This window comes from Amycolatopsis sp. BJA-103 (genome assembly GCF_002849735.1).
GTDB lineage: Bacteria > Actinomycetota > Actinomycetes > Mycobacteriales > Pseudonocardiaceae > Amycolatopsis.
Genome location: NZ_CP017780.1, coordinates 2,194,145 through 2,208,786, shown reverse-complemented (window position 1 = coordinate 2,208,786; position 14,642 = coordinate 2,194,145). Strand labels below are relative to the sequence as shown.

1 protein-coding gene is annotated in these 14,642 nt (G+C 72.7%); it reads right to left on the bottom strand.

Translation table 11 applies throughout. The features are described 5' to 3' along the window. Positions 1-25: 25 nt before the first annotated feature. The gene (locus tag BKN51_RS44170) at positions 26-14,611 is read right to left on the bottom strand and encodes a type I polyketide synthase (RefSeq protein WP_101607285.1); all 14,586 of its coding nucleotides are present in this window, start codon (positions 14,609-14,611) and stop codon (positions 26-28) included. Positions 14,612-14,642 lie beyond the last annotated feature (31 nt).

The window sequence follows — 14,642 nt, the reverse complement described above, 5'->3', positions numbered from 1 at the left end:
GTGACGTCAAACAAGCCCGCAGCACCTAGTCGGACAGGCCCAGTTCCTTGTCGAGAAACTCGAACACCTCGTCGGGCGTCGCCGAGCCGAGTTCGACCTCGCCGCCCTCGGCTTCCGCTCCGCCCTGCTTCGTGATCCACGCTGACAGGATCGTCTGCAGCCGACGCGTGATCCGGTCCTCCATCTCCTGCCCGGCCGCCGGTTTCGTCAGCGCCGCCTCCAGCCGGTCCAGCTCGTCCAGCACCGGGACCCCGGCCGCGTCGTCGCCGACGAGCCCGGACCGCAGCCAGGCGGCCACCGCCACCGGGGTGGGGTAGTCGAAAATCAACGTAGTCGGGACCCGCAGCCCGGTGGCGGTGTTCAACCTGTTCCGGATCTCCACCGCGGTCAGCGAATCGAAGCCGAGTTCCTTGAACGCCTGGCTCGCCCGCACCGCGTCCGCCGACGGGTGGCCGAGCACCACCGCGGCCTCCGCGCGCACCAGATCGGTGAGCAGCCGTTCCTGGTCGGCCCGTTCGAGCCCCGCCAGCCGCCGGGCGAGGTCGCCCGCTTCCGGCGCGGCCGCGGCCGGAGCCGCGGCCAGCTGCCGCATCTCGGGCAGGTCCCGCACCAGCGGGCGCTGCGCCAGGTTGGCCAGCCGGCTCCAGTCCACGTCCATCACCGTCACCACGGCATCGGACCCGTCGAGCGATTCGCCCAGCGCCCGCACCGCCAGGCGCGGATCCATCGCGGGCATCGGCAGCCGCTTCATCCGGCTCTTGATCGCGTCCTTGGACTCGGCGAGACCGCCGCCGCCCCACAGGCCCCACGCCACCGACAGACCGCTGAGGCCCCGCGCGCGCCGGTTCTCCGCCACCGCGTCCAGGTAGGCGTTCGCCGCCGCGTAGTTGCCCTGCCCGGCCGAGCCCAGCGTCGAAGCCGCTGAGGAGAACAGCACGAACGCATCCAGGTCCAGCTCGGCGGTCAGCTCGTCCAGGTGGCCCGCACTGGTGGCCTTGGCCGAGAGGACCTTCTCGAAGCGCGAGGTGGAGAGCCGGTCGATCACGCCGTCGTCGAGTACGCCGGCGGTGTGCATCACCGAGGACAGCTCGGGTCCGGTGCGCCCGATCCAGTCGAGCACCCCGGCGACCTCGGCCCGCTCGCCGACGTCGCAGGTCAGCACGTCCACCCGGCTGCCCTGTTCGGCCAGCCCCGCCGCCTGCGCCGCGATGCCCGCGGCCGAGGAGCCGGACCGGCTGGTGAGCACGAGCCGCTCGGTGTCGCGTTCGGCCAGCCACTGCGAGACGTGCCCGGCGATCGCGCCGGTGCCGCCGGTGATCAGCACGCTGCCGCGCGGCCGCCACGAGGACCCGCCTCGCCGCGGGCGTCCTGCCCGCGCCATCCGGCGGCCCAGCACCCCGGACCGGCGGAGGGCGACCTGGTCCTCGTCGCCGTCGGCCAGCACCGCGGCCAGCCGCGCGCCCGCCCGCTCGTCGATCTCGGCGGGCAGGTCGAGCAGCCCGCCCCAGCGGTCCGGGTGTTCGAGTCCGACGACCCGGCCCAGCCCCCACACCTGCGCCTGCACGACGCTCGAGGGCACCTCGCCGGTCGCGGCCGCGACCGCCTGGCTGGTCGCCAGCCACAGCGGCGCGAGCACCCCGGCGTCGCCCAACGCCTGCACCAGGCCCAGCGTGGCGGCGAGTCCGGCGGCCACCACCGGATGGTCCGGCAGCGGAGCTTCGTCGAGCGCCAGCAGCGAGAGCACCCCGGCGATCGGCGCGCCGTCGACGGCCTGGTCGAGCACCGGCGAAAGCTCGTGCCGGGCGGCGTGCCCGGCGGGGATCTCCGCGACCACGACCTCGGCGCCCCGTACGGTCAGCGCTGCGGCGCAGTCCCTCCGCAGCGTCTCGGCGAAGCCGCCTTCGGGGACGACGAGCAGCCAAGTTCCGTTCAGCAGCACGGAATCGGGTTCCGGCAGGGGCGCCCACGACATGCGGTAGCGCCAGCTCGCGGTCACCGACTTCTCCTGGTCCCGACGCCGCCAGGACGCCAGCGCGGGCAGCACCGCGCTGAACTGCTCCTGGTCCTCCAGCGCCAGGGTGTCGGCGATCTGGGCCAGGTCGCCGCTCTCCACCGCCGCCCAGAATTCGGCTTCGGCCTGCGAACCATCGCCGCCGCGCACCGCGCCGGCGGCAGCCGCCCCGGTCGGCCAGTAGCGGTCGTGCCGGAAGGCGTAGGTGGGCAAGGCGATCCGCTCGGCGACCGGGAGCACCGCGGTCCAGTCCACCCCGGCTCCCGTGACATACGCCTGCGCCAACGAGGTGAGCATCCTGGTCGCGCCGCCGTCGTCGCGGCGCAGCGTCGCGCACACCGCGGCCGGTTCCGTGCCGGGGGCGGCGTCCGCGGCGGCTTCCTCCAGCGTGTCGGTCGTCGCGCCGAGCAGCACCGGATGCGGGCTGACCTCGACGAACAGCTGGTGTCCCTCGTCGGCCAGCGTCCGCACCGCACGGTCGAAACGCACGGTGGCGCGGAGGCTCGCGTACCAATACCCGGCGTCGAGTTCTTCGCCGGTCAGGGTTTCGCCGGTCATCGCCGACACCATCGGGACCCGGCCACGACGCGGCTCGATCCCGGCCAGCACCGCACGGATCTCGTCTTCCAGCCGCGCCACCTGCGCGGAGTGCGAGGCGTAATCGACGTCGACCATCTTGGCGCGCACGCCCTCGGCGTCGAGTTCGTCCTTGAGCTCCGCGAGCGCTTCGGGAGTGCCGGAGACGACCACGGCGGCCGGGCCGTTGACCGCGGCCAGCGCGAGCTGCTCTCCCCAGCGGGAGATCCGCTGTTCAACCGCCGCGGCGGGCAGCGTCACCGACAGCATCCCGCCCGCGCCCGCAAGCACTTTCAGCGACTTCGAGCGCAGCGCGACAACCCGCGCGCCGTCCCGCAGGGACAGCATCCCGGCGACGGTGGCGGCCGCGATCTCGCCCTGCGAGTGCCCCACCACCGCATCCGGCGCTACTCCGGCCGCTTCCCACACCGCGGCCAGCGAGACCATCACCGCCCACAGCGCGGGCTGCACCAGGTCCGCGGTGCGCAGTTCGCCGGAGAGCACCTCCGTCAAGTTCCAGTCGGCGAACGGCGCCAGTGCCCGCTCGCATTCGGCGAGCCGGGCCGCGAAGACCGGGCTGGCCTCCGCCAGTTCCCGGCCCATGCCCGCCCACTGGGAGCCCTGGCCAGGGAAGACGAACGTCACCGCGCCGCCGGGGCGGGCCGTTCCGGCCACCACCGTGCCGGTGGTGCCTCCGGTCGCCAGCTCGTGCAGTCCGGCCAGCAGTTTCGTCCGGTCCTCGCCGAGGACGACGGCACGGTGCGCGAACGCCGAGCGGGTTGTCGCCAGCGACCACGCCACGTCGGCGGGGTCGGTCTCCGGCTGCGCGGCCGCCCATTCGCGCAGCCGGCCAGCCTGTCCGACGAGGCCCTCCGCGGAGCGGCCGGACACCAGCCAGGCACCGGGTCCGCGCAGCAGGGGCTCGGTGTCCGGACGCGGTTCGGCGTCCTCCGGCGGGGCCTCCTCGAGGATGATGTGCGCGTTGGTGCCGCTGATGCCGAACGAGGAAATCCCGGCCCGGCGCGGCCGTCCGCCGGAAGGCCAGGCCATCGGTTCGGCGAGCAGTTCGACCTGCCCGGCCGTCCAGTCGATCTGCGAGGACGGCTCGGCCGCGTGCAGGGTTTTCGGCAGCTGCTCGTGTCCCAGCGCCAGCAGCATCTTCATCACGCCCGCCACGCCGGCCGCCGCCTGTGTGTGGCCGATGTTCGACTTCACCGAACCCAGCCACAACGGGCGGTCCCGGTCTTGGCCGTAGGTGGCCAGCAACGCCTGCGCTTCGATCGGGTCGCCGAGTTTCGTGCCGGTGCCGTGTGCCTCCACCGCGTCCACTTCGGACGGCGAAAGGCCGGCGCTTGCCAGCGCCGCGCGGATGACCCGCTGCTGCGACGGACCGTTCGGCGCCGTCAAGCCGTTCGAGGCCCCGTCTTGGTTCACCGCGGAACCCCGGACCAGCCCCAGCACCGGATGCCCGTTGCGCCGCGCGTCGGAGAGCCGCTCCACCACCAGCATGCCGACACCCTCGGCCATGCCCATGCCGTCGGCCGACTCGGCGAACGCCTTCGACCGGCCGTCCGCCGCCAGACCGCGTGCCTGCGAGAAGGCGACGAACCCGTCCGGGCTGGCCATGATCGTGGCTCCGCCGGCCAGCGCGAGGGAGCACTCCCCCGCGCTCAGCGCCTTCGCCGCCAGATGCAGCGCGACCAGCGACGAGGAACACGCGGTGTCCATCGTGACCGCCGGGCCTTCCAGCCCGAAGAAGTACGACAGGCGGCCCGAAAGGACGCTGGTCGCGTTGCCGGTCATCAGGTGGCTTTCGGCACCCTCGAACTCCGCGCTGCCGTCCAGACCCGCCGCCGCGTAACCCGAGCCGTAGCCGCCGATGAAGGCGCCGGTCTGGCTGCCCGACAGGCTCGCCGGGTCGATGCCGGAGCGTTCGAACGCCTCCCAGGACACCTCCAGCAGCAACCGCTGCTGCGGGTCCATCGCCAGCGCCTCGCGCGGGCTGATCCCGAAGAAACCGGCGTCGAAACCGATGACGTCGCGGACGAAACCGCCTTCCCTGGTGTAGGTGGTCCCGGCCTGCTCGGACTCCGGGTCGTAGAGCTCGTCCACCGGCCAGCCTCGGTCGGCCGGGAAGGATTCGATCGCGTCGCCGCCGGAGGACAGCAGCTCCCACAGCTCCTCCGGGCTGGCGGCGCCGCCGGGGAACCGGCAGGCCATGCCGACGATCGCGATCGGCTCGTCCGTTCCGGCCCGCCGCACGGCCGGGGCCGGGGGCGGCGCGGACAGGTCGCCGATCAGCTCGCCGCGCAGCGAAACGGCCAGCGCGGCAGGCGTGGGGTGGTCGAAGATCAGCGTGGCGGGCAGCCGCAGCCCGGTTTCGGCCCGCAGCCGGTTCCGCAGTTCCACCGCGGTCAGCGAGTCGAAGCCCAGATCGGTGAACGCGCGGTCGGCGCCGATCGAAGCCGCCGAGGCGTGCCCGAGCACCGCGGCCACGTGCGCCAGCACCAGCTGCCGCAGCATCCGGTCGCGTTCCTGGCGAGTGGCCGCGGCCAGCCGCTTGCGAAGGGAGTCGCTGTCAGCAGCCGGGGCCGAAGCAGCGGTGCGCCGCGCGGGAGCACCGGCCAGCGCCCGCCACAGCGGCGGGACGTCGGCACCGCGCAGGGCCGCCACGTCCAGGCGGACCGGGATGAGCACGGCGTCTTCGGTGGCCAGCGCCGCGTCCATCACCGCGAGACCCTCGTCGGCGCCGAGCGCGGTGACGCCGGAGCGGCTGATCCGCGACAACGACTGTTCGCCGAGGTCGCGGCCGATGCCCGCCTCGTGCACCCACGGGCCCCAGGCCAGCGAAGTGCCGGTCAGGCCCGCTGCCCGGCGGTGTCCGGCGAGCGCGTCGAGGAAGGTGTTGGCGGCGACGTAGCTGCCCTGTCCCGGCGCGCCGAAGGTCGCCGCGGCCGAGGAGAACAGCACGAACTGCCGCAGGTCCAGGTGCCGGGTGAGTTCGTGCAGGTGCCAGGCGGCGTCGGCCTTCGGGCGCAGGACCGCGGACAGGCGGTCGGCGGTGAGCCCGGCGACCAGGCCGTCGTCGATGATCCCGGCGGCGTGGAAGACCTCGCCGAGCGGGCAGTCCTCTCCGACGGTGTCCAGCAGCGCGGCCAGCGCGTCGCGGTCGGCCGCGTCGCACGCGACGATCCGGACCGCGGCGCCCAGTTCCGCCAGCTGCGCGGCGCGCGCGGCCGCTCCGGCGGCGGCCGGGCCGGACCGGCTGGTCAGCAGCACTTCCTGGGCGCGGCCGGTGCGCACCAGATGCTGGGCGACCAGGCCGCCGAGGGTGCCGGTGCCGCCGGTGACCAGCAGCGAACGGGGGCCGCCGGGGCCCGCGTCGGGTCGTTCAACCGCCATCGCGTTGCCAGACGAACGGACCACGCGGCGTCCGAAGACGCCGTTCTCCCGCAACGCCAGCTCCGGTTCCTCCCCGCCGAGCACGGCGGGGAGCGCGGCGATTCCGGCGTTTTCGGTGGGCAGATCCACGAGGACGAACCGGCCGGGGTTCTCCGCCTGTGCCGAACGCAGCAGCCCACGGACGGCGGCCGCGGCGAGATCGGCCACGGCCTCGCCCGGGGCGACCGCGGCGCCGGACCGGGTGACCACCACCAGCCGCGCCGCGTCCAGGCGCGGTTCCTCCAGCCAGTCCTTGACCAGTCCGAGCGCCGCCGCGGCGGCGGTGTGCGCGGCTTCGGGCATCGAGCCGGCCCCGGCGACGCTGGTGAGCACGATCGAGGGAACGGGGTCCGCGGCCGCCAGTCCGGCGAGGTCCGGGTAGGTCTGCATCGGGAAGCCCGCGACGGCCGGCTCTTCTGCCAGGCCGAAGGGGTCGTCGCCGAGCACCGCCCAGGCACCGGCCGGGATCGCGGCCTCGGCGGCCGGGGTCCACTGTTCGGCGAACAACAGACCGGACGAAGCCGGTTCGGCGACCGCGGGCGCGGACACCGGACGACTGGTCAACGAATCCACCGTGACCACCGGAGCACCGGCGGGGTCGACGGCGACCAGCGAAAGATCGCCGCGCCGACTGCGCCCGACTTTGGCGCGCAGCACCGAAGCGCCCTCGGCGTGGAGTTCGACGCCGGTCCATGCGAACGGCATCCGGACCTCGTCGCCGGAGTCCTCCAGCAGCGCGGCGTGCAGGGCGGCGTCGAGCAACGCCGGGTGCAGGCCGAACTGATCCGCTCGGCCCGCCACCGACTCCGGCAGCTCGATCTCGGCGAACACGTCCTCGCCGCGCCGCCATGCCGCGCGCAGGCCGTGGAACGCCGGACCGTACACATCGGACAGTTTCGCGGCGTAAAAGCCGTCGACGGCCAACGCGGTCGCGTCCGAAGGCGGCCAGACGCCGAAGTCCTCCGACACCGCGGGCGGGGCGGACGCGGCCGCCAGCACGCCGGTGGCATGGCGGGTCCACTCCGCCGCGGAACCGTCCGGGCGGGAGAAGATCTCCAGGTTCTCGCGGTCCGCGGCGACGACGACCTGGATCCGCACCGCACCGCCGTCGGCGGGCAGCACCAGCGGGGCCTGCAAGGTCAGTTCTTCCACCTTGCCGCGGCCCACCTGGTCGCCCGCGCGCACCGCCAGCTCCACGAATCCGGTGCCGGGGAACAGGATCACGCCGCCGACGGCGTGGTCGGCCAGCCACGGCTGAGTACGTGTGGAGAGCCGGCCGGAGCACACCGTCGCGCCGTCGGCGAGTTCCATCGCCGCGCCGAGCAGCGGGTGCCCGACCGCGGACAACCCCAGCGCGGCCGGGTCCGTGCCGCCGTGGGGCGAGAGCGAAAGCATGCCCTGCGGCCAAAACCTCTCGTGCTGGAAGGCGTAGGTAGGCAGCTCGACCCGGTTCCCGACGGGCAGCACCTTCGTCCAGTCGACGGTCACGCCGTGCACGAAAGCCTCGGCGAACGAGGTGAGCAGCCGGACCGCGCCGCCGTCGTCGCGCTGCAACGTGCCGCAGACCGGGGCGGTTCCCGACTCTGCGTCGGCGGCCAGTTCGTCCAAGGTGTCGTTCATCGCGCCGAGCAGGACCGGGTGCGGGGTCACCTCGACGAACATCCGGTTCCCGCTGCCCGCCACCGTCCGGATCGCGCGGTCGAACATCACCGGCGCACGCAGGCTCTGGTACCAGTAACCGGCGTCCAGTTCCTCGCCGGTCAGGGTCTCCCCCGTCATCGCCGACACCATCGGCACCCGGCCCCGCCGCGGCGACACCTCCGCCAGCACCGCGCGGATCTCCGCTTCCAGGCTCTCCACCTGCACACCATGCGACGCGTAATCCACCGCCACCATCCGTGCCCGGACACCCTCGGCATCCAACTCGGACTTCAGTTCGGCCAACGCCTCCGGCTCACCCGAAACGACCACCGCGGCCGGACCGTTCACGGCCGCGAGCGACACTCGATCATCCCACCGGCCGAGCCGCTCCTCCACCGCATCGGCCGCCGCGCTGACCGACAGCATGCCGCCTAGACCCGCCAACGCCTTCAAAGACTTGGAGCGCAGCGCAACAACCCGCGCACCGTCCTCAACGGACAACATCCCCGCAACAGTCGCCGCCGCGATCTCGCCCTGCGAATGACCGACCACCGCCTCCGGACGCACCCCAGCCGCCTCCCACACCGCGGCCAGAGACACCATCACCGCCCACAACGCAGGCTGCACCAGATCCGCCGTCGTCAGCTCTTCGGCCAACACCTCAGACAGCTTCCAGTCCACAAAGGACTCCAAAGCCGCCTCACACTCCGCCAACCGCGCCGCGAACACCGGACTCACCTGCGCGAGTTCCCGGCCCATGCCGAGCCACTGCGAACCCTGCCCGGCGAACACGAACACCGGCCGGACCCCGGTCCGCGCCGACCCGGTCACCACCGCACCCGAGGGCGAACCCGCCGCCAGATCCGTCAAACCGGTGCCGTCGCCGATCACCACGGCCCGGCGTTCGAACACCGACCGCGTCGTCGCCAACGACCAGGCCACGTCCTCCGGACGCGTCTCCCGCCCGGTCAGCCAGTCGTCCAGGCGACGCGCCTGTGCGGCGAGTCCCGGCTCGGTCCGGCCGGACAGCACCAGCGCACCCGCGCCGGACACCACCGGAGCCGTCGCGTCCTCCGGTTCGGCCGGCACCGCGGCCGGCGCGTCCTCCAGGATGATGTGTGCGTTGGTGCCGCTCATCCCGAACGACGACACGCCCGCGCGGCGCGGATGACCGTCGACCGGCCACGGCGCGTTCTCGGTCAGCAGGCGAACGTCGCCCGCCGCCCAGTCCACATGCGACGAAGGCGTCTCGGTGTGCAGCGTGCGCGGAATCTCTTTGTTCCGCAACGCCAACACCATCTTGATCACCCCGGCCACACCGGCCGCCGCTTGGGTGTGGCCGATGTTGGACTTGACCGAACCCAGCCACAGTGGACGATCCCGGTCCTGGCCGTACGTCGCGAGCACGGCCTGCGCCTCGATCGGGTCGCCCAGCGTCGTGCCCGTGCCGTGCGCCTCCACGACGTCCACATCGGACACCGTCAGCCCGGCATCGGCCAACGCCGCCCGAATCACTCGCTGCTGCGAAGGACCGTTCGGCGCCGTCAACCCGTTCGACGCACCGTCCTGGTTCACCGCGGAACCGGCCACTACAGCCAGAATCGGGTGTCCGTTGCGCTGTGCGTCGGAAAGCCGCTCCACCACCAGAACGCCCGCGCCTTCGGCCCAGCCGGTGCCGTCCGCGTCGTCGGAGAACGCCCGGCACCGCCCGTCGGTGGAAAGGCCCTGCTGGCGCGAGAAGTCGATGAACATGCCCGGGGTCGCCATCACCGTGACGCCACCGGCCAGCGCCAGCGAGCATTCGCCGGAGCGCACCGCTTGCGCGGCCAGGTGCAGGGCGACCAGCGACGACGAGCACGCGGTGTCGATGGTGACCGCGGGGCCTTCCAAGCCGAGGACGTAGGAGATCCGGCCGGACAGCACGCTGGTGGCGTTGCCGGTCAGGCTGTGCGCTTCGACCCCGCTTTCGGTGGCCAGGTTGAGGCCGTAGCCGGAGATGTAGCCGCCCGCGAAGACGCCGGTGGCGCTGCCCTTGAGCTTCGCCGGGTCGATCCCGGCCCGCTCCAGCGCCTCCCACGAGGTCTCCAGCAGCAGCCGCTGCTGCGGGTCCATCGCCAGCGCCTCGCGCGGGCTGATCCCGAAGAAGTCGGCGTCGAACCCGGCGGCGTCGGCGACGAACGCGCCCTGCGCCACATAGGAAGTACCCGCATTGTCCCGGTCGGCGTCGTACACGCTGTCGAGGTCCCAGCCGCGGTCGGCGGGGAAGTCCCCCACCGTGTCAGTGCCGGAGGCCAGCATCTCCCAGAACTGCTCCGGAGTGCTGGAACCGCCGGGGAACCGGCACGCCATGCCCACGATCGCCATCGGCTCGTCGGCAGACGACACGGCGGCGGGCGCGGCGACACCGATTTCCGGGTGCTCGCCGAGCAGTTCGGTCCGCAGGAACGCGGCCAGCGCTTCCGGGGTCGGGTAGTCGAACACCACCGTCGCGGGCAGCCGTTCGCCGGTCGCCGCCCCCAGCCGGTTGCGCAGCTCGACGGAAGTCAGCGAGTCGAACCCGAGGTCCTTGAACGCCCGCCGCTGCTCGATCGCGTCCGCCGAGGCGTGGCCGAGCACGATCGCCGCTTCGGTGCGGACCAGGTCGGTGAGCAGTTCGTCCTGGTCGGCGGGGCTCAGCCCGATCAGCCGCCGCACGAGTTCGCCGGTGGCGGGCGGCTGCGCGGCGACGGCGGGAAGACGTCGGATCGCCGGCAGGTCCCGCAGCAACGGCGCGGTCCGCAGCTCCGCAGGGAGCTCGGCCACGTCGATGTCCAGCACGGTCTGCACCGGTTCGACCCCGCGCAGCGCCTCGCCGAGGGCGCGGACCGCGAGCTGCGGCTCCATCGGCCGCATGCCGCCGCGGCTGGTCCGGGTGCGCGCGGCCGCGCTTGAGTCGGCGAAGCCGCCGCCCGCCCACGCGCCCCACGCCACGGCCAGCGCGGGCAGTCCCCGCGCCCGACGGTGCTCCGCCAGCGCGTCCAGGTACGCGTTCGCGGCCGCGTAGTTGCCCTGTCCCGCCGCGCCGAGGGTCGAGGCGGCCGAGGAGAACAGCACGAACTCGTCCAGTTCCAGTCCGGCGGTGACCTCGTCCAGCAACGCCGCGCCGCGGGCTTTCACGTCCAGCACGGCGGCCAGTCGCGCGGGCGACAGGTGTTCGAGCACGCCGTCGTCGAGCGCCCCGGCGGTGTGCAGCACGGTGCTCAGCTCGGGGCCGATCCAGGCGGCCTGCGCGGTCAGCGCCGCGCGGTCGGTCACGTCGCAGGCCAGCACGTCCACCCGCGTGCCCTGCTCGGCCAGCTCGGCGACCAGCGCCGCGACTCCGGCGGCCGGGCCGGAACGGCTGGTGAGCACCAGCCGACGCGCGCCGTTTTCGGCCAGCCAGCGGGACACGTGCCCGGCGAGCGCGCCGGTGCCGCCGGTGAGCCACACGTCGCCACGCGGCATCCATGGCTCGCGCGAAACCCGTCCGGCGTGCACGAGACGGCGGCCCAGCACCCCGCCGTCGCGGAGCGCGACTTCGCGCTCAACGCCCCCGGCGAGCACCGAGACCAGTCGCGCGGCCGCGCGCTCGTCCAGCGTCTCCGGCAGGTCGAGCAGCCCGCCCCAGCGTTCCGGGTGCTCCAGGCCGACAACCCGGCCCAGGCCCCAAGCCTGCGCCTGCACCGGATTCGCAGCACCGTCCGCCACCGCGCCGCGCGTGGCCACCCACAGCGGCGCGCTGACCTCAGCCAACGCCTGGACGAGCCCGAGGGTCGCGGCCAGTCCGCCGGCGACGGAGGGCAGTTCGGGCAGCGGGTTCTCGTCCAGCGCGAGCAACGACAGCACGCCCGCCGGCGCGGAGTCCAGCAGCGCGCCGAGCGCGTCCCGCGCCACGACACCGGCGGGGACCTCGATCACCTCGACCTCGGCTCCCGCGGCCGACAGCGCGTCGGCATACGGCCGCGTGCCGACGCTCTCCGGCGCGACAAGCAGCCAGCGTCCGGAAAGAGCCGCCGGAGCGGGCTCGGGCAGCGCGGTCCACTCGGTGCGGTAACGCCAGTCGGCGATGGTCGAGCGGTCCTGTTTCCGGCGGCGCCAGGACGCCAGCGCGGGCAGGAGCACGTCGAGGTGCTGCTGGTCGTCAAGCCGGTCGTCAAGGTCGAGTTCCCCGGCGAGCCAGTCCAGATCGCCCTCGTCCACCGCGGTCCAGAACTCGGTGTCAGCGGCAGCCGACGGCGTCAGCGAGATGATGCCGTCGGGCCAGTAACGCTGGTGCTGGAAGGCGTAGGTGGGCAGCGGCACTCGGTTCCCCGCCGGAACCACCGCGCTCCAGTCCACGCCCACGCCCTGTACGAAGGCCCGCGCCAGCCCGGCGATCAGGCCGGTGCCGTCCTTGCGCTGCAACGGCACGAACGCCGCATCGGCCGGGCTGAGCGCGGACAACGAACCGTCCGGGCCGACCTCCAGGAACACCGAAATCCCCTGCGCCACAAGGGACTCCACCGCCTCCCCGAACCGCACCGCACCCCGCGTCTGCGCGGGCCAATACTCGGCCTCGCAATCAGCGACCAGCTCACCGGTCAACGCACCCGCCCACAACAATTCCGGACGCTCGTACGTGAGCCCTTCAGCCACCTGACGCAGCTCATCCAGCACCGGATCCATCGCCGCCGAGTGGAACGCGTGACTCACCCGCAGCCGCCGAACCCGGTTCCCGCGCTCCTTCCAGAGCGCGACAAGCTGGTCGACCGCCTCGGTCTCACCGGAAACCACCACCGACTCCGGCCCATTGACCGCCGCTATCGACACCCCATCTATCAAGGTCTCAACGACCTCACCCTCCGATGCGTTGATCGCCGCCATCGCACCACCCACCGGCAGCGCCTGCATCAACCGAGCACGCGCCGCCACCAGACGACACGCGTCGGGCAGAGACAACACGCCAGCCGCGTGTGCCGCGGCGACTTCACCTACCGAATGCCCCACCACCGCATCCGCCCGAACCCCCGCGGCGCGCAACACCTCGAACAACGCCACTTCGAAAGCGAACAACCCAGCCTGCGCATACAAAGTCTGATCAGTGCCCGGGGTCCCCGGATCCAGCACGACGTCCCGAACCGAAACACCCAGCTCCAGCTCCAACAAACCCGAAACCCGATCGAAGGCCTCGGCGAACACCGCACTCGACTCATACAGTGCCCGGCCCATACCAGCCCACTGCGAACCCTGACCCGCGAACACCAAACCCACCCGAACACCCGGATCCGCAACCCCGGACACCACTGAACCCGACGACACTTCCCCGATCAGGCTGTCCAGCCCGCCCGCCAAATCCTCGCCCAGCACCACGGCCCGGTGCTCGAACACCGACCGCGTAGTCGCCAACGACCACCCGACATCCACCGGATCCAGCCCACGCCCGGCCACCCACCCGCGCAACCGCCGAGCCTGCGCGGCCAGCCCGTCCGCGCTGCGACCCGACAACACCCACACGGTCGGCTCATCTGTCACGACCACTTCGACGGGCTCCTCCGCCGGAGCCTCCTCGACGATGATGTGCGCATTGGTCCCGCTGATACCGAACGCCGACACCCCCGCCCGCCGGACCCGCTCACCCCGTTCCCACGCCACGTTCTCCGTCAACAACCGGACCTCGCCCGCCGTCCAGTCCACATGGGACGACGGCGTCTCAGCGTGCAACGTCCGCGGAAGCTCGCCGTGCTGAAGGGCGAGCACCGCCTTGATCAGCCCCGCCACCCCCGCCGCGGCCTGCGTGTGCCCGATGTTCGACTTCACCGAACCCAGCCACAAGGGACGATCCCGGTCCCGCCCATACGTCGCCAACAACGCCTGCGCCTCGATCGGGTCACCCAGCTTCGTCCCGGTGCCGTGCGCCTCCACCACGTCCACATCGGACGCCGACAACCCGGCATTCGCCAATGCCGCGCGAATGACGCGCTGCTGCGAAGGACCATTCGGCGCCGTCAAACCATTCGACGCACCATCCTGATTCACCGCCGAACCCCGCACCACAGCCAGCACGCGATGGCCGAGCCGCTGCGCCTCCGACAGCCGCTCCACCACCAGCACCCCGGCGCCCTCGGCCCAGCCGGTGCCGTCCGCGTCCTCGGAGAACGCCCGGCACCGCCCGTCCGCGGACAGTCCTTGCTGCCGGGAGAACTCGACGAACGTCCCCGGCGACGGCATCACCGTGACACCACCGGCCAACGCCAGCGAGCACTCTCCCGACCGGACCGCATACGCGGCCAAGTGCAGCGCGACCAGCGACGACGAACACGCGGTGTCGATGGTGACCGCGGGCCCTTCCAGGCCGAGCACATAGGACACCCGCCCGGACAGCACGCTGGTCGAGTTGCCGGTCATCAGGTGGCTTTCGACACCCGAATCCGCCTGGCCCGACATCGAAACACCGATGCCGTACCCGGAGGCGAAGGCGCCCGCGAAGACACCCGTGGCGGTGCCCTTGAGTTTCGCCGGGTCGATCCCGGCCCGCTCCAGGGCCTCCCACGAGGTCTCCAGCAGCAGCCGCTGCTGCGGGTCCATCGCCAGCGCCTCGCGCGGGCTGATCCCGAAGAACGCCGGGTCGAACTCCGTGGCGTCGTTCAGGAACGCGCCCTGCGCGACGTAGGAGGTGCCCTCGTGCGCCGGGTCCGGGTCGTAGACGCTCTCGAGGTCCCAGCCGCGGTCGGTCGGGAAGCCGCCGACCGCGTCGGTCCCGGCCGACAGCAGGTCCCAGAACTCCTCCGGCGTGGTCACCCCGCCGGGGAAGCGGCAGGCCATGCCGACGACGGCGAGCGGTTCGTCGGCTCGTTCCCGGACCTCGCGCAGCCGCGCCCGTGCGTCTTGCGCGTCCGCGATGGCCCGCTTCAGGTAACTCCGCAGTTTGTCGTCAGACACGGTCAGCCCCTAGCCAGGATGTTCGATGGTTCACGAT